General features: G+C 57.3%; 13 protein-coding genes. 4 read left to right on the top strand and 9 right to left on the bottom strand.

What is annotated here, in order from left to right:
* Positions 1–320: 320 nt before the first annotated feature.
* Positions 321–920, top strand: coding sequence for a DUF1579 domain-containing protein (locus C8R31_RS05030; protein WP_107693458.1), 600 nt, complete (start codon positions 321–323; stop codon positions 918–920).
* Positions 921–1,164: 244 nt separating this feature from the next.
* On the opposite strand, the gene C8R31_RS05025 is transcribed toward C8R31_RS05030, so the two are convergent.
* Together C8R31_RS05025 and C8R31_RS05020 are read right to left on the bottom strand one after the other, a co-directional pair.
* A complete protein-coding gene (locus tag C8R31_RS05025; protein WP_107692977.1) occupies positions 1,165–2,454 on the bottom strand; it encodes a ribonuclease H-like domain-containing protein in 1,290 nt (429 codons plus the stop codon).
* Positions 2,451–4,946: a DEAD/DEAH box helicase gene (locus C8R31_RS05020; RefSeq protein ID WP_219907452.1), complete on the bottom strand. Its 2,496-nt coding sequence runs from the start codon at positions 4,944–4,946 to the stop codon at positions 2,451–2,453. The genes C8R31_RS05025 and C8R31_RS05020 overlap by 4 nt, the downstream gene beginning before the upstream one ends.
* A gap of 289 nt (positions 4,947–5,235) precedes the next feature.
* Here C8R31_RS05020 and C8R31_RS05015 point away from each other — a divergent pair, with 289 nt between their 5' ends.
* The gene (locus C8R31_RS05015; RefSeq protein WP_107692975.1) at positions 5,236–5,634 is read left to right on the top strand and encodes a hypothetical protein; all 399 of its coding nucleotides are present in this window, start codon (positions 5,236–5,238) and stop codon (positions 5,632–5,634) included.
* A gap of 338 nt (positions 5,635–5,972) precedes the next feature.
* On the opposite strand, the gene C8R31_RS05010 is transcribed toward C8R31_RS05015, so the two are convergent.
* The 3 genes from C8R31_RS05010 to C8R31_RS05000 form a co-directional block, all read right to left on the bottom strand.
* Positions 5,973–6,407: an SRPBCC family protein gene (locus tag C8R31_RS05010; RefSeq protein ID WP_107693457.1), complete on the bottom strand. Its 435-nt coding sequence runs from the start codon at positions 6,405–6,407 to the stop codon at positions 5,973–5,975.
* A gap of 148 nt (positions 6,408–6,555) precedes the next feature.
* Complete coding sequence (locus C8R31_RS05005; RefSeq protein ID WP_258192551.1) at positions 6,556–7,377, bottom strand: aminoglycoside phosphotransferase family protein; 822 nt, start codon at positions 7,375–7,377, stop codon at positions 6,556–6,558.
* A gap of 87 nt (positions 7,378–7,464) precedes the next feature.
* Positions 7,465–7,953 (bottom strand): DUF4385 domain-containing protein, encoded by a 489-nt coding sequence (locus C8R31_RS05000; protein ID WP_107692974.1) that lies wholly within the window; start codon positions 7,951–7,953, stop codon positions 7,465–7,467.
* A gap of 271 nt (positions 7,954–8,224) precedes the next feature.
* Here C8R31_RS05000 and C8R31_RS04995 point away from each other — a divergent pair, with 271 nt between their 5' ends.
* A complete protein-coding gene (locus C8R31_RS04995) occupies positions 8,225–8,623 on the top strand; it encodes a hypothetical protein (RefSeq protein ID WP_107692973.1) in 399 nt (132 codons plus the stop codon).
* Between the two features lie 215 nt (positions 8,624–8,838).
* Here the strand turns inward: C8R31_RS04995 and C8R31_RS04990 are convergent, their stop codons facing one another.
* Positions 8,839–11,403, bottom strand: a complete 2,565-nt coding sequence (locus tag C8R31_RS04990) for a hypothetical protein (protein ID WP_107692972.1) — start codon at positions 11,401–11,403, stop codon at positions 8,839–8,841.
* A gap of 659 nt (positions 11,404–12,062) precedes the next feature.
* Here C8R31_RS04990 and C8R31_RS04985 point away from each other — a divergent pair.
* Complete coding sequence (locus C8R31_RS04985) at positions 12,063–12,479, top strand: hypothetical protein (RefSeq protein WP_107692971.1); 417 nt, start codon at positions 12,063–12,065, stop codon at positions 12,477–12,479.
* A gap of 93 nt (positions 12,480–12,572) precedes the next feature.
* On the opposite strand, the gene C8R31_RS04980 is transcribed toward C8R31_RS04985, so the two are convergent.
* The 3 genes from C8R31_RS04980 to C8R31_RS04970 form a co-directional block, all read right to left on the bottom strand.
* On the bottom strand, positions 12,573–13,754 hold the full coding sequence (locus tag C8R31_RS04980; protein WP_107692970.1) for an HAF repeat-containing PEP-CTERM protein: 1,182 nt from the start codon (positions 13,752–13,754) through the stop codon (positions 12,573–12,575).
* A 698-nt stretch (positions 13,755–14,452) separates the two neighbouring features.
* Entirely contained in the window at positions 14,453–14,953 is a 501-nt protein-coding gene (locus C8R31_RS04975) for a VOC family protein (protein ID WP_107692969.1), read from the bottom strand.
* Positions 14,954–15,250: 297 nt separating this feature from the next.
* Positions 15,251–16,303 (bottom strand): SDR family oxidoreductase, encoded by a 1,053-nt coding sequence (locus C8R31_RS04970; protein ID WP_107692968.1) that lies wholly within the window; start codon positions 16,301–16,303, stop codon positions 15,251–15,253.
* Between the last annotated feature and the right edge of the window lie 631 nt (positions 16,304–16,934).

Raw genomic sequence — 16,934 nt, 5'->3', positions numbered from 1 at the left:
CCGCAGATCCCCATGCTGGTAGTTCGCGGCAATACGCGCATTAAACCCATTGATAATTCTGTTCATCCTGCCGCTGAAACCGGTACAGCTCGGCAAGGAATAAAAGCGCCTGATCCCGGGCTATTCTGTTATGAGACCGCACGGAAATTTTTTTAAGTAACAGTAATATAGTACCAAAGGCAGCTTTTTTCCCCCTATGTCCCTATGTTACTGGTTACCCTAGCGGCTATGCGTAGGAAGTAACAAAAAAAAAGGGCAAAGGCAGTATGGAAATTGCTGAATTGGCGCCATCAACCGAGTCACTCTATAAGGAGGATATCATGCGTACCATACAATTTACCCTCGCCACTCTCTGCGTTGTGCTGACGACATCGCTTGCCTACGCGAAGGATGACAAGGCGGCGCATCCTAGGGATCCGCAGGCCGAGATGGAACTCTATAAGAAACTGGCCACGCCGGGCGAACCCCATAAGCTGTTAGCCAGCCTTGCCGGAAGTTGGACTACCAAAACGAAAGAATGGATGGAACCCGGTAAACCGCCGATGGAATCTACCGGTTCCGCAGAAATGAAGATGTTGCTGGACGGGCGTTTTCTTCAACAGGAATACAGCGGCCAGATGATGGGGCAGCCCTTCTCCGGACTTGAGATAATCGGCTACGACAATCTTCTCAAGCGCTATGTAACGTCCTGGATGAGTACCATGGGTACCGGCACCTTCATCATGGAAGGTACGGCGAGCGCCGATGGCAAGACCATCACGTTGAAGGGAAAACATGCCGAGCCGGGTGGAGGACACATGACGCATCGCGCCGTCTGGACGATTGTCGATAACAATACCCAGACTTTTGATATGTTCGGGACTCATCATGGTGGCAAGGAAATGAAGATGATGGAGATCATTTACACAAGAAAGCCATAGTGCGAGGAGATAGCGACGCCCGCGTGCTCAATCCCAGTTAATCAGCAACTGGCTGCTGCCAAACGCTGTAATAAGGTTTGAACGTCGACCGGATGCTTTTGCGGCACGGTCGAGGGCCACTAGGGTCGAGGTCGAGGTCGTTAGTGGAGCGATTCATCGCCTGGTCATTTCCCCATCGGGCTAGGCCACGGGATCCCGAGGTTTCCCCTTTGGCCGTTCCGCGGTTCTCTCCATTACCCATTCTTCATGCCTTCGGCCTTGCCAGACGCTGTCGCAGACGGTCGCGTCGCTTCGCATGAAGATCCCTGGCCGGTTGGAGGCTTAACAACTTCTCCGCAAGCTCCAGCGCGACTCCCAGATCGCGCGTCACGTGTTCATGGTATTTGGCCAGGGCCTCTATTCCGGCAACGCAGTTGTTCTGCCTGAGCTGATGCCAGATGGCGAGCGCCTGTGCATCCTGCCGCTGCATCCGGTGCAGCTTCGCCAGGAATAAAAGCGCTGCCTCATCCAGGTCGCCCGCAGAATTGGTGAGGTGTTCTATCGCATGCTGCGCATGGCCGCGACGTACATGGATCTCCGCGACTTTCAGTGCGTGTGCTGCCTCATGGCCAGGTTCGGCATAGATACGGGCAAGCATGGCCAGCAACGCCGCCAGCGACAGCACGTCGCGGCGGTTGTGTTCCGCGATGGCGGCCAACGGCTGGACGGCGCCGCCCCTGACAAACTCGCTCCAGGCCTGAGGAATAAGATGGCTCGGAAAATCGTCCTCTCGCCTGAACCCCAGCAAGCGCTGCTCCGCGGTCTGAAGGCGGCAATCGTCCCAGCCGTGGCCACAGGCACGGCGCGTGAGATGCAGAAGATCGATATGCGGCTTGTCGGCAAACGGATGGGTCTGGCGGACCAGTCGGTAACGGGTGATGAGCAGCGGCACATCGAAACTCTTGCCATTGTATGAAACCAGGTGGGCCGAGGGCTTGATCCAGGTGAAAACTGTCTCCAGCAATGCCGCCTCGCCGGCGAACCCGGTCAGTATCCATTGCCCCAGCTGTATCTCTTCGCCCTGGATTCGCGCCAGGCACACCATGAAAGGCAGGGTACCCGTGCCTCCGGCAAGGCCGGTGGTCTCGGTATCCAGAAACAGCAATCCCCCAATCGACGCTTCATCCTGCAAGCCCAGGGCTGCGAGCGGGCTACAAGCCAACTCTGAAAACGCAACCCTGCCATGCCAGCTTGCAAGGGGGATGGCCTGTATCACCTGGATCAAACCCGGCGCTATCACATCCCCGCGAAGGTGCCGGGCGACCTCGATATCGCTGAGTTTGGTCCGTCCGGACGTGTTGCGACTACCATCGCTGCTGCCGTGTAACCGCTTCAGGCGCTCCATCAGTGAAACCGCCGCGGGCTCGGAAGGAAGGGAAGCGGGCGTGGACGAGTCGCCGGCCAAGTCGCTCCCCGGCTTGCCGGTCCTGTCCTGCCCCTCCCGTGCATTATTATTTTTACCTTGCAGCAGGGCCAACCGCTGCGCCAGCGTCATAGCGTCTCCGCATCCAAAGTCCGGCTTTGGCGTTCGCGTGAGATCGAGAGCAGATTCAGCACTGTCAGGGCAGCCTGCTTGGGCACATATGTCCGGCTTTCGTCCGAGGCGAGGATAGGTCCCACGCACGAAGGGCAGCCAGATGGGCAGCCGCAGTCCTGCACCAGCTCTATCGTTCGCGAAACAATTTCGTGGCGCAGGTCAAACAGCGGCGTCGAAAGCCCAATGCCTCCCGCGTAGTTGTCATAAAGGAAAACGGTGGGAATGAACTGCCGCTCGTTGAGCTCCACCGTCTCGCCGGAAATGCTTCGGGGGCTGCCGCGGCCATTCTGGTCGATACTGGCAAACCAGGTGCCCTCGCCATCACCCACGGCCCTTCCAAGGTCTTGCCGATCCGATAGCGTGAGCAGCGCGGCAACGTGATGCAGCGCATACGCCGCGCCGAGGAACCCGTCCAGCGCCTGCCAGCGGGCCGGGAAGGCCACGGCCAGCGCAGCGGGACTCATCTGCCACCATACCGCCGTTGTGTGCATCTCGTGATCCGGCAGGTTGACCTTGCCGTAGCCAACGTTTTCGTGGCTGTAGTAGCGTATCTTCTTGTAGCCCGCGACACGGCGCACCAGATGCACTTCGCCACGGCTGCACAGGCCACCTGCCCCCGCCCCGTTTGATCCATTCGGCTCATGTAGAGGTTTGTCTTCCCTATCCTCTTCGAAGCAGTCCAGTATCTTGAGCTTCGTAAAGTCGATGGAGTCAGTGTAATAATCGGCCTGCGTCCGGGTCACGAAGGCCTTGCGTCCTTCCCAGTCCAGCTTTTCCACCTGCCACGGGCTGGCCTGGATCAGGTAGATGGCCCCCTCGTACAGCGTCGATGCCGCCCTCGAATAATCGACCTCGGCAATAACGTCCTGCTTGCCCCCGGTCACATCCACCACCACGAAATTGCCATCCGCAACCGAGCGCAAGCTGACACTGTTGGCGGGATAGCTGTCCGCCATCCAGTGCCACCGCTGCCCTTCATGGTGCAGCACGCCCTCCGTCTCAAGGTAGCCGAGCATTTCCGCCAGCGGCTCCTTGCCGAAGCGCTCGCTGTCCTGGAATGGCAGCTCGAATGCAGCGCAACGGATATGATCCATCAAAATCAGCAATTGGTCGGGATCGATGCAGCCGCGCTCGGGAGATGCGGCAGTGAAGAATTCTGAATTGCGGATAATGTACTGATCGAGCGGGTCGCTGGTCGCAATCAGCACGCCCATCGCCGGCCGGTTGCGCCGCCCTGCCCGGCCCAGCCGCTGCCACGTTCCCGCAATGGTACCCGGAAAGCCATTGAGCAGGCAGACATCCAGGCCGCCGATATCCACCCCCAGCTCCAGTGCGTTCGTCGCCACCACGCAGTCGAGCTGCCCTGCCCGCAGCCGGGTTGCGGTATCGCGCCGCTCCGTCGGTAGATAACCGCCGCGATATGCCGCGATACGCGGCGGCTGGCGTGGATCGCTGTCGAACACATCCTTCAGGTACTTGGTCAGCACTTCCACCATCAGACGGGTATTGGCGAACACGATCGTCTTGAGCCCGGCCTTCACCGCACTGCGGGCAATGCGGGTGGTCTGGGAGCGGGCCGAGGCGCGCAGCCCCAGGTCGGGATTGATGAGGGGCGGATTCCAGAACAACAGATGCTTTTCCCCGGCCGGGGCGCCGGACTGGTCGATCGCGGCGACCGGCTCGCCCAGAAGGCCGCTCGCCAGCTGCGCGGGATTCGCAATGGTTGCCGAGCAAAAAATATAAGTGGGCCTGACACCGTAAAAAGCACAGATGCGGTTCAGGCGGCGGATGACGTTGGCAACGTGCGAGCCGAACACTCCCCGGTAGGTATGCATCTCGTCGATGACGACGAATTTCAGGTTCTCGAAGAACTGCGCCCACTTCGTATGGTGCGGCAGTATGCCCTGGTGCAGCATATCGGGATTCGATATCACGATATCTCCATGCGTGCGCACCGCCTTGCGCGCGTCGCCCGGCGTATCGCCATCGAAGGTGTAGGCCCGGACCCCAAGGTTGCCCACCTGGTTGAGTTCCAGCAGTTCCGTGACCTGATCCTGGGCCAGGGCCTTGGTCGGAAAAAGATAGAGTGCCTTCGCCCGGTTCTGTATTGCCGCCTGGATCACGGGCAGGTTGTAGCACAGCGTCTTTCCCGAGGCCGTCGGGGTGACGATCACAACGTGCTCGCCTGCCGTGATCCGATCCCACGCCTCGCGCTGATGGCTGTAGAGCTGGGTGATGCCGCGCTGCACCAGGCCCTGCGCGATGCGGCCGTCGAGGTCTGCCGGGAATTCCGCGAAGCGCGCAGCGCGGGCCGAAATCACGAGCTCGCCGGTAATACGTTGCGCATGGCGGCGTTTCAGCGCGGGCACCAGACCGCTCACGTCCGCCAGCCCCGCCTTCCGCTCCGCCAGCGTGCCACGCTCCCGCCCGAACTCCACTAAATCGTTCAATTCCACTCCCGGCGCGATAACAGCGAAACCATTCGTTTCACGTAACAAACCATGCTTGCCGCATCCGCACATCCGCATTATACAGAACGATTGTTCTGCTCCCTGAATTTAACCAAAATGCCATGGAGAGTCAACTCGATTGCGCCTCCTGTTCTCTTCAATGTGCGGATGCCACCGTTTTCGTATTGTCGAGTCACGCCTTGTTATTTCATGCCGCCAGTCTATAAACGAAAGAGTGTCGAAAGGAGCAGCGCCTTCCGCTGCGCGCGGTGAATAAAAGGAGCTACCAATGGAACAGAAGCATGCTACTGGTCAAACCCCAAATCATTACGACCTCAGCGGCAGGAATCTGCATGTGGTCTATTCAACGACGGGGATCGACGGAGAACCGCATTTCAGCTACCAGGACCTGCAGCAGACACTCAATTTCAGTGGTGACGAGATTCGTCTGGCGGCTACGGAGATCGGCACGCTTGTCAGCGTCACAACCCGTATGACGGTCGATACCGGCGGAACCACCTTTAGCGTTCTATTGCCCATGGTAACCATTCCGGGGGAGCAGACGGTGCCTGTCCGTACCATCGGAATCACAACCCTGCACCGGTTCTCGATCGTTCTTGCGGCCGGACAGCGCGATTTTTATACGGTAACGCCCTTGAATGGCAGCGCCTCGCGGGTGTTCTTCTAGTCTTCGCGATCGACGCTATGTGCGCTGGCGCGCAGAAAATAATCTTACGGAAGAGTAACGTTAAAGCCGTTCAATATTTTTGCGATTTTCAACCTAAAACTACTATTAAGGAGACGCTAATGAACAGCATTATCTGGTGGGTAGGACTGATCGTAGTCATTATCGCCGTTTTAAGTTTCCTGGGACTGCGTTAAAAAGAAGCAAAAAGACCGTCCTCGCTCAAGGTCCGCCAGTCAGCGCTGGCGGACCTTCATGACCTAACATCCCCGCTTTATCACTAAGCGAATGGCAGCTTATCCCCACTCTGATCGTTAGACAGAGCGGATGATCTTTCGCCGCTAGCGTTTGGCGCCAAAGCCCGCTGCGAGGTCGGCAAGGAGAGAGCGGTACACGCCGTTCATGTACTCGACCGCATCCGTATTTTCCGACTCCCACATCCCGGACCATTCCGCGAACGTCGTGTTGTCGGCGGTAATCGGCAGCAGGTGCAGGTTGCCCACATAATCACGGATTTCCCTGGATGAGAGCGGCGATGGTCCTTCATCAAGGGAATACATCATCCGCCTGTCAATTGCGCTGTACGCAATCAGCGTATCCAGTAACGCCCCATTCAGACGCCGCTTTGCGCCTACCGAGCGCCCATCGCCATCGCCCACTTTTTCGCACGAAGTGATCACGGACGGCGCCCAGGAGAAGTCATGAAAGTCGCGGATTCTCGACCATACCTGCTCTATCGGAGCAAATACGATAATTGAGTTGTATACTTTTGGCATGTCGTGCTCCTCTCTGTTTCCTTGTGCGAAGCCGCTGATAAAGTCCAAGGCAAAGGCCATTGCCCACGGAAACATCAACCTTCTAATGTTGAATCAAGACTCGCCATGGCCGCTAACGGCTAAGCGCATTTTCCGGTCATGGCGCCGTTCACGTCAATTCTGCTGCCGCCAGCTCAGCAACGGCAAGCGCGGCTTTTGCAGGCTCCCATTCCCCATCCCCGATAAACCACGCGGCGGAAAGACCTGCATAAGCCATGATCCACTTCAATAGCCGCTCCCGTTCAAGACCCGCCGCCTCGGCTACCACATCGGCCTGGCGGGTCAGCCGGCCCGGCGCTAATGCAATCGCCGCCTCGGGGTTGCAGAACAGATTGGCGTAGTCGAAGCCGCGTTCTCCAGTCAAACGCTTGGGGTCGATGGCCAGCCAGCCGCGAGGGCCGAAGTCGAGAATATTGCCGTGGTGGATGTCGCCATGCAGCGGCACGATATCGCGCTCCGATGCCAGCAGCCGACGAGCGGTTTCCGCGCACGTGGTCAAAATGCCGCCATGCCTTGCCGCAGCTAGCTCCAACTCCCGGAACCAATGCGCAAGCGGCACAAGGTCCGGAAGCGGACGCGATCTCGCCGCCGGTGCATGCAACTGCTCCACGACGCGGCAAATGAGCCTGCTGGCTTGATCGTCCCCGTCGTCCCTGTGACCCCGGGCCATGTCAGCCAAAGATGCAGGACCCTCGGCCCTTTCCATGAGTAATGCTACACCCTCATGCGCGAACACGTGTGCCGCCCCCTGCCCATCCCACCACTTCAACAACAACCCGCCGAATTTCTCTTCGGTATCTATCGCTATCTTCAGCATGGCTGGGGTCCCGTCCATGCGCACGGGCAAAAGCCTGCTACTGCGGGTAATGATGGGGTCGCCGTCAGGCAACAGCCGCCATCGAGTCAGATATCTGCCGAATATTTCGCTCAATATAATTCCTGGCGGGGGAAGTTTTCTTTTTTCCATTCTCGCGCTTCGGTATTCAAAGGCAGCGCTCCTTCGAATTCTGCCTGACCTTCATCCATATTGCTCACGCCATGCCTTTTTTCGACGTGCATACTCGGGTTGCGCTTCCGCCTGCTTCCATTTCTCGTAGAAAATAGCCGCGCTTTCGGCTTTCGCCGGGTCGCCGGTGCCTCTTTCGTTTAAAGCGTAACTATTGTTTTTGTCATATTTGACGCCCCCTTTGAAATTTGCATACCGCCTCGCGCGGGTGTATCCCATCTGCAGGAATTTTCGGGCCATATCGGCGCCGACGAAATCCCCGGCTTCTAGATATTCTTCGAACATTTGGTAAAGAACCGCGCTGCTTTGGCTTGCCAGCTCTGGTGTCCTGAAACGCCAGTGAGGCGTTAGTTCGCTTTTATAGGGCTCGCATATCAACACGCCCTGCTCGCCTTTGCCCACCCGATACTTTTCCGGCTCCTTCCGATAGTCGATGTCGGGCTTCCAGGGATAGCTGTGTTTATCGAAATTGAGGTAAGACGGCGCGCGTTGTCGGGTCATGAGTTCCTGTCATTTCCCCCGGACAGAGACATCGGTTCGCTTGGTGCGCCACCGAACGGAAAGCCTGCGGTCTGATGGATACTTTGCCTCATGTAGGCTCTGTCGTAGATCAACTTGAAATGAAGACGGACCAGCCCGGATTAATCGCGGCAGCGTCGCTACACCGAGGCAACCCGCATTAAGCGGCATTCGCAGGTATGGCCCTTCCGCTGTGGCGGTCGTTTTCTGACCTGGCGCATTTGATCGACTAACTTCATAAGGGGTATTTGTCATGCAAGAACTTTCTGAAGAGATCCCAGCCAACCTATTCAGCCTCCGTGGAGATTCCATAAATGTGGAATACGCGACCGGCACGCTTACCGGTTCGAGCCTCATCTATCACGATGACCAGTTAGACCGAAGCTTCGGCAACGACGAACTGACGGTTGAAGATACTTCGCTTGGGCAGTTGATAACCGTAACACTAAGCCAGATTCCAGATTTGGAAGTAGTGACCTTTACGCTGGTTTTGCCTTCAATTACCGTGACGGAGCATAACGCGCCGCTAGATGTCGAGGTTGCCGGAATTACAGCCACTCATCCAACCACAATTGCCGGCCCGGGGCCCGGGCAGCAGACATTTTATTCGCTCGTCACACTGATCGGTACTGCAGAGGCTGCCGTTTTTTAGAAAATTCGCTCCACGCCTACCGTGCGGAAGCGGGAGTGGCGGAGACCGCTACTCCCCCTGGCCTGCGGTTTTCTCATCTGGGTGTCCGATTTCTCCGCCGGTTTGCTCAAGTCTAACCTCGTTCTAAAATCGGGGTAGCAGGCCACAATTGACCAACGACTGGCTGACTGTAAATGCCAGTTGACCTGGGCACGTCGCCGTTATCGCCCCTTAAGCTATTTGTAGCCATCCTCTCGAAGGGGGGTGGTGGCGTCGTCCCCAGCCACGGGCGGCAATGGCAGCAATGTTTCAAGCGCTGCATCCTCGATGCGGCTCTCCTCGAGCAGGCGTATGCGGCGTTCAATCTCGTGCCTTTGTTCGGGCGGGACCACGGCGCAAGCATCGCGCAGCGCGCGCACCTGGATAGCCCGGCGCATGCTCAGGAATTCCGCGCGCCGCAGGCGCTGGAAGGGCGCCTGCTTCAGATAACGCTCGGGAGGCCCGCCGCGATCAAGCTCGGCCAGTTGTTCGTTCATCCGTTGAATGATGACGCTGGTTTCCTCGATCGCCGCGCGCAGCATAAAGGTTCTCAAACCCGTGCTATAGCGCTGCTGCTGCTTGAAACCCGTGATTGCCTTCTGCCTCGCTCTGATCGCCGGCATGAGGTTTTCCCGCTGCCAGGCGGGATCGAGTTCGAAATACGCATGCCTGTTCTCGACTCCCGAGCACCCGTCGCTGATATTTCCTAATGGAATGCCTGGGAACTGCGACACATACTCACGCCGAAACTCTTCATCGGAATGGATCAGGTTGGGTCCGCGCTGCAGCACCTGGAGCATTCCTTTCCGCCGATCTGAAACATTCCCGGGGAGCTTGCCCGCAAGGTTCTCGAGATCGTGCGCGACCGTGCCTTCGATGTCCTGGTTGCTTTCGTCACCAGGACAGCATGTCGTATCGTTCGACCAGAATTCCGCCCATCCTTCATGGAATGCGAACCCCGCATTGGCTGAGCCTGTCACCGGGGCGATGCATGAGCCATGCCCGCGTCCATACACATAGAGGAGGTCGTCGCCATGCCAGTGCGATTCGGGACCATCCAGCACGTCCCTGAAGACGTGGGAGAACTCGTGCGTAGTCGCCCTGTATGGATTCCCAAACTCGCCCGTGCGATAACCGTGAGCCCAATGGACTTCGTCATACCATGTCAGCGGCGTGAGATGGCCGCGCCAGATCTGGACCTTGAAAAATCCGCCGGGAACGGCCTCGCCAAATTTGTCCGGGAACTCGCGCGCGGCATTGCGGAAGCCCTGCCAGACAGCGGCTCGCGGCGTCCCTTCGCCGCCGTCGCGGGAAATCTGGATGGTTCCAACTTCGATGAGGCCGCCGCTGTTTGACTGGTGCGCGGTGTCGATCGACCAGACACTGGAGTTATCCGCATCCTCGACTTCCACCTCGGGGCTGAACAACCGCAGGCGCGCATAATAATCTCCGTCGATGGAGGCGTAGAGATCGAGGCTAAAACGCCCTTGGTCATCCGTGGATGTCTCGCCGACTTTGTCGTCGTACCAGTCCGAGCGGTAGCGGAAAAACTCCACTTGCGCGCCTATTAACGGTTGAAAACCCACTCCTGGCTCCACGCTGTTGGCGTTGAGATAGCCAAACTGACCGCGGATGACGAAGTTGCGGTTCTGCTGGGGACAACTGCCATGAACCAGAACTGTAAACGGCAGGTCGATTCCGCTGCCGACCAAGCGCAGCGTTACCGCCGTGTCGGGCACCGTCGGTCCGGCTATCGTGTTTATATTGACCGTGACACGTTCACCAATCGCGCCGCCGGGGAACGTGAGCGTCTGTGGATCGGCCGTTCCGGAAACATCCGCAGGCAACCCTTCAAGCGAGACAGTCAACGGCCCGCTTATGCTCGGGTCGCGGATCACCCAGTAATCGCGGGTCACGCTGCCATGCGCGCCTTGCGGGTTGCAACCGGCAAAGTCTATATCCGCAGGCCCGAATATGCGCAGCTTCGGCGTCGTCGCGATAACCATCGCCAGGCTGCGCGGGGCCGGGCCAGCGCTGGGAGTGGGCGTTCCGGTAAGAACGACCAGCCGCGTTTCCGGCATCGAGCTGGCGTCCGCCTGCAGGTGCAGGGTGATGCCCGTGCCAAGCGAGGGATTGGGATTGACGCTGCCGGTCACGCCTGCCGGCAGCTGGCTGAACGTAAACCCGATGGCGCCGCTGGATCCGCCGATACGCATGATGGTGACGGGAATATCCGCCGCCGCGCCACCCTGGACCAGCGTCTCGCCCAAAGGACCTACAAGAAAGAAATCGGCCTGTCCGCCGGTTGTCTCCTCGAAAGTAATGTCGCGCACCGCAATAGCGGCCAGCAATGCCGGATCGTTGACCGCCTCGAGCACCACCGTGGCGATTCGAGGCTCGGCGATGGCAAGATCGAGGGTCGTGTCAAAACCGGTTCCCGCGGTCACGTTCGCGATTGCCGTCGCGACTGCCATGCCGCCCGCATCGAGACCGGTCAGCCGCAAATCCTGCTGGACGGTAACTCCGGTCACAGGCAACAGGCCGACATGCAGGCTTACGCTGCGCTGTAACGCGGAAAATGAGATCCTTGCTCCACTGCCGCAAAACTCGCAGCCGGGCGCGTCGTTGAAGCTTGCCACATGGCCGCTCACGGAATCGACGACGATTCCACCCACCATTCCGCCATACTTCAAAAACTTTATTCCCGGCAGCTGGTCATCGAGCCGCGTGCCGACGGGCAATCCGGTAAAGTCATCGGTCATATGCCTCCAGTCAGCCGGTAGAGATGCCCCGCCTGATCAGTTCAGTCGCTTACACCAAAATATCCGTGTAGTCTGCCCCGCATGCGAGCGGGTTTGCGGAAGAAAACAACGGGCTCGCATACTATTTCAGACGAGATGAATCAGCTTAGTAACCGGAGAATGGAAGAGCAAGCCCAGCAGGCTTGAATTTTGGGAAAAAATTCTGCGCGGACTTCCAATAATTTGAGGAAACCTATCCTCCTGATGCACTCCTTCGGTTTCTTTTTTTTTGGATGCCACTCGCCTTCACAACCTGCCTTGCGTTCCTGTATGGCGTAATCTATGTTGAATTATGGCTCTTTGGAACCATGACCCTTAAGGACCATGGCTCGTTTGGAACGGCCTTTCCACGCAGCTTTTCGCGTTTGGAAAAACTGTCTGGGACTTTTCCACCTGTAAGAACTTACAGCTATTCGGGTATCCCTCTCCGTTATCTAATGGGCCGCAAGGATAAATGATGAACCCAGCAGCCAGGGACAAACGGAGGCTGCCGAGTTGACTACCCGGTGTAGATTGAACCTCCGCCAATCTTCATAGTATCCATTATTTGCAGCTATTCACTTTGCTTTAATACTTAAAAAAATGCGTAGTCTTGGACACGCTTATGGAGGGAGAAAATAATGGATGGAAAAACCAAACTTAGCATTAACTTTGACGAGATACATGTCATTGCGAGGGAAATCGTTGCGCTGCGACAAATAGTTGAAATGAAGCCCAACCCTGAGGTTCAGGATAAAATTTCTAAATTACAGGAGCTTGCAGCTACAGCTCAGAGCGCCGCGATGCGCATTCAAAGGAATTGTGAAGGACTAAGCAGACAAGTGGTAGAGCTTGAGAATCAATTGGGCAGGATGTCGGATAAAAATAACATCGTTGAACAATATCCTACGCCTCTTGAAGAGTTGGAGATGTGCCATTCACTCTGTGAAGAGAACTATCTGCTTGTTTTTCGCGATACAGCAGGATCACGACTAACTTTACAGCTTCACAGCGAAGCGATACCTCATCTCCTGGAAAAACTGAAGGCATGTCAATAGGCTGCTAGAACGAGGGCCGAAAACTTGACTTAAGTTAGGTCGTGAAGCGATATCTAACCTAGTGCAGGCGCTGAAATCAGGCCGTTCGCTTGATCACTTGGGCCTGATCGGAGTTTGGGCCAGCGAAAGCCTCCGCTGGTTGCGGTTTCGCGCCATGAAGCCCACCATGCCCAGTCCTGCGAGGAGCATGGCATAGGTTTCAGGTTCGGGAACAAGAATCCCTACCCCTACCGCGACGACTTGTCCATAGTTGTTGATACCCATGGCCTCCGTTAAAATTACCCCCTGCGGCAGCTCTACCAGGGAATTGAGGTCTGTCAGGTCCGTTCCATTTGAACCGGTGAAAAAGGCGCGCTGATGGCCTTCGGCCGTTACGGATGTCCCCACTACCTGCCCGGCATCGTTGATGTCCCAGGCAGAGCTGGAAACATCCCCGTCTAACGTACCAAGGGCTCTCATGCCTAATCCATCGGGGCCGGTGATGAACGCATGGGAAAGGCCTGCGGCTGTGAGAGATCGTCCCACCACCTGCCCAGCATTGTTGATGGCCCAGGCATCGCTGCGGTAATCCCCGGCCAACGTGCCAAGGTCTCTCATCTCCACTCCATTGGGGCCGGTGATGAAGGCGCGATGACGGCCTTCAGCCGTGACGGAATCTCCTACTACCTGCCCCGTATCGTTGATATCCTGGGCGCCGCTGGAACCTCCGCCCAAGGTGCCAAGTGGCCTCATGCCCACCCCATTCGGACCGGTGATGAAGGCATGAGCAGGCGGCGCCGGGTTTCCATCTGATACAGAGATTCCCACTACCTGCCCCGAGTTGTTGATGCCCCAGGCAGAGCTTTGGGTATCCCCGTTCAGTGCGCCAAGCGCCGTCATCCCCACCCCGTTGGGACCGGTAATGAAGGCACCGGCAGGGCGTCCGGCTTCATCGGTTTGTCCAATCGCCTGCCCGGCGTTGTTGATCCCATTAGCTTCACTGAAAACTCCGCCTAAACTGCCGAGGTCTCTTATGCCCACCCCATTGGGGCCGGTGATGAAACCATGAGAACCTTCTCCGGATGTGAAAGAAGACCCCACTACCTGCCCAGCATCATTGATGCCAGAAGCTATGGCACGCTCGCCTATCGTGCCAAGGAGCGTTACGGTCCGGGTGTTGAGGTCGACAAGAAACGAGCGTTGCTGTGCTGCCGCGTGGGTAACAGGACCCAGACCGGTAACGAAGACCGCGGCCAGGATGCAGTGGCGGACTTTGAAGCATTCTTTGATTATCATTATGTGCCCCCCAGAAGAGCGCGGTTAAGGTTAAGTGTTATGAAAGAGTTCGCACCCGGATTGCCGGGACTTGAACAGGTTGGGGGACGCGAAGCGCTCGCAGTCCATCCCCGCTCGCCCGATCGCGCCTAAGCGGATCTCGCCATTCTGGAAGGGGAGAAGCAGGTCTCTCCAGCGAATGCGTTTCGTTGCTTGTGATTTTCATGGTTTTAAATGGATTCGCGTATCGGTTTCGGCGCCGCCTGCCAGTTATTGCCTGGATCGGGCGAGGTTTAATGCCCTGTCCACTTTTACCAGACAAAGTCGAACTGAACAGAATTAAAACGAAACGGAAGCAAGGAGACGAAACGACCGGTAAGCCTTTATCCTGGCGCCTTCACTAGGGCAACAGTAAAGAAAGCCCAAGCTGAGCTTATACCCCTGGGGAAAGCAATAACAATAGTCCGAATGACTATCTGACTGTCGGTGCGAAAACGGTGAATCTCCGGAACGTCAGGCGGGTAAAGGGATGTCACGCTGTGGAAAGAGTATGGAAGATCGCCTGGGCACAGGATGAATTGAACATACGGAAGAGCTTCCGGCTTGAGTTCCAATCTTTATATTCCGAAGTCAAGCCGGGAGGCGCCGCGGGATCGATGACAATATCCCGATAAGCTCCAGGCCCTGAGCTACCTCGACACTACTTTGACAAAAGCAAGCTATTCCGCGACTGCGGCTCGATGCAGTTCGGAGATGTCGATTTTCTTCATTTGCAGCATCGCTTTCATTACCTTTTGGGATTTCTGCTTATCGAGATCGTTTAGCATTTTCATCAAAACGACGGGAACGACCTGCCACGACACGCCGTATTTGTCCTTGAGCCAGCCGCACTGCCGCGCTTTCTCGTCACCGCCCTCGCCCAGCTTCTCCCAGTAATAATCCACTTCTTTCTGATCGTCACAATTGATCTGGAATGAAATCGCCTCGTTGAACTTGAATATCGGGCCGCCGTTGAGCGCCGTGAATTCCTGCCCGTCGAGGTCAAAAACGACCGTCATTACGGTTCCGTGCGCTTGCCCATGGACATCCTGCCCCGCCTCTCCATAGTAGGAAATGTTCAGGATCTTTGAATTCGGGAAAATCGCGGTATAAAACCCGGCCGCCTCTTCAGCCTGACGATCGAACCACAAACACGGCGTAATTTTCTGAATGCTTTGCATGACTTCCTGTTCCTCCGGCCTGTTAATATGACGTCAAAATTATGACGGTATATGAAAACGGAATGAACACTTCAATTCAGCCTTAAAGCATCCCGAACGCCGGCCAACCTCATGTCGACCTTATGGTGACACTTGTGCGGTGGCCTCCACCCTTCCAGTCCAATACTGCCTTATGCTCACAGGCGAGAGCCCGGCGCGCTCGCGTCGCGCCTTCGGCAGACCCTACCTGATTTGTCGCAGACTTCAGACTACTTTTTGGCAGGCGCTACCATCGGCACAAAGACCGCCCCGGATACGTTACGGATTGCCCTCCCCGCCGGAGGCCCCGTATACCTGCCCGGTCACGTAGCTCGCCTCCTGTGATGCAAGGTATACATACAGGGCGCCGAGTTCCGCCGGCTGGCCTGGACGCCCCATGGGCGTATGCTCCCCGAACGTCGTTATGTTCTCGGGGGGCTGCCCGCCGCTGGGCTGCAAGGGAGTCCAGAACGGCCCCGGCGCCACCGCATTTACCCGGATGCCCTGGTTGGCAACCTGCTTCGCCAGCGATTTTGTGAAGATCACCATGCACGCTTTTGTCTGCGCGTAATCCAGCAGCGCCGGGGACGGATCGTAAGCCTGGACGGAAGATGTATTAATGATTGCCGCGCCCGGTTCAAGGTGCGGCATCGCTGCTTTGGTTATCCAGAACATCGCATAGACATTGGTCTTGAACGTCGAATCGAACTGCTCGGTGGTGAGGTCAAGGATCGAATGTTGCGCCGCCTGCGCCGCCGCGTTGTTGACCAGGATGTCCAGCCCGCCCAGTTCGCGCACAGCGTCGGCAACCAGCTTTTTGCAAAACCTCTCTTCGCGAATGTCGCCCGGGATCGCAACCCCCTTGCGCCCTTCCGCCCGGATCAGCTCGATGACCTCGCGCGCATCCGGTTCCTCCACCGGCAGATAGTTGATCGCAACGTCCGCGCCTTCACGCGCGAAGGCAATCGCAGCAGCGCGGCCAATGCCGGAGTCGCCCCCCGTTAGTAGCGCCTTCCTGCCGACGAGTTTACCGGAGCCCCGGTAGCTCGTTTCGCCGTGATCCGGCCGCGGGTCCATTTTGCCGGCAAGGCCGGGCGGGTCTTGCTGCTGCGGCGGAAAAGGCGGGCGCCGGTACTGGGTCGTCGGGTCCTGTTTGCTCGATTGTGTCGCAGGTCGCCCCGCATGACGCCGGGGACCCGCCGAGGCGCCGGGCGCCGCAGGTGTGGCTCCCTGCTGTGCAAACGCCGGCGACGTCAGCGCGGCAGCCAGCCCCGCGGTTACCCCGCCGACGAATTGCCGTCGGGAGGCCATGGCGTCGTCTTCTGTTTTCATACCCGTTCTCCTATGAATTTGCTGAAAGGTGATAAGGATCGAGCCCCCCAGTACCCGCGGATTAGCGGGAAGCTTTCCACCGACCGTCGTGGTTCTGAATCCAATGTATCAACCTAGGTCATGCATCCACACCTGTCAAGGCGGAGTTGCCAGACGGAAAGAGGCTGGCGGTATCGCTAAAACTGCTTTCGCGAAAGTTGACTTTGGTTCGCCTGGTAACACCGTGCCGCCCGACAATACGACTTGAGATAGCTGTTCACTGGCTAGCGGCAAAATTGCCAACCTGCCTCATCATTTGTTTAAAGGTCTGGAAGGGCCCGCCCCGAAGGACCGGGCAATGTCCTGGCCGCGCTGCGTCCCGGCCAACAGCAGCTTTTAGAGCCTCGCGCAGGATAAACGAATAAAGAATGGAAAATTTTGGGTAGCCCCGCTATTTTGACGTAGCCCCGCTAAACAGCATCCCGGACACTTTTAATAACCGATTGGGCATTTATCGTTTTAACAACCGTCCCTTTTGCTACACTGAAGATCATATCCATCCATTGCGCCCGCGTCCGGCCGTTTTTGATGCCGTGAGCTAAAGGTATGCGAGGTGTCGCAGGTGTGGGGAGTGTCTTTTCGATCCCAAAAA

It is taken from the genome of Nitrosospira sp. Nsp2 (assembly GCF_003050965.1).
GTDB lineage: Bacteria > Pseudomonadota > Gammaproteobacteria > Burkholderiales > Nitrosomonadaceae > Nitrosospira.
The sequence above is the reverse complement of the archived record's forward strand: the minus strand, read 5'-3'. Positions and strand labels throughout refer to the sequence as shown.

Bases quoted from the DNA above. Each gene is read 5' to 3' on its own strand.
- C8R31_RS05000 (WP_107692974.1), bottom strand. From the start codon at position 7,953: ATGACCCGACAACGCGCGCCGTCTTACCTCAATTTCGATAAACACAGC.
- C8R31_RS04990 (WP_107692972.1), bottom strand. From the start codon at position 11,403: ATGACCGATGACTTTACCGGATTGCCCGTCGGCACGCGGCTCGATGAC.
- C8R31_RS05015 (WP_107692975.1), top strand. From the start codon at position 5,236: ATGGAACAGAAGCATGCTACTGGTCAAACCCCAAATCATTACGACCTC.
- C8R31_RS04970 (WP_107692968.1), bottom strand. From the start codon at position 16,303: ATGAAAACAGAAGACGACGCCATGGCCTCCCGACGGCAATTCGTCGGC.
- C8R31_RS05010 (WP_107693457.1), bottom strand. From the start codon at position 6,407: ATGCCAAAAGTATACAACTCAATTATCGTATTTGCTCCGATAGAGCAG.
- C8R31_RS04985 (WP_107692971.1), top strand. From the start codon at position 12,063: ATGGATGGAAAAACCAAACTTAGCATTAACTTTGACGAGATACATGTC.
- C8R31_RS04980 (WP_107692970.1), bottom strand. From the start codon at position 13,754: ATGATAATCAAAGAATGCTTCAAAGTCCGCCACTGCATCCTGGCCGCG.
- C8R31_RS05025 (WP_107692977.1), bottom strand. From the start codon at position 2,454: ATGACGCTGGCGCAGCGGTTGGCCCTGCTGCAAGGTAAAAATAATAAT.
- C8R31_RS05030 (WP_107693458.1), top strand. From the start codon at position 321: ATGCGTACCATACAATTTACCCTCGCCACTCTCTGCGTTGTGCTGACG.
- C8R31_RS04995 (WP_107692973.1), top strand. From the start codon at position 8,225: ATGCAAGAACTTTCTGAAGAGATCCCAGCCAACCTATTCAGCCTCCGT.
- C8R31_RS04975 (WP_107692969.1), bottom strand. From the start codon at position 14,953: ATGCAAAGCATTCAGAAAATTACGCCGTGTTTGTGGTTCGATCGTCAG.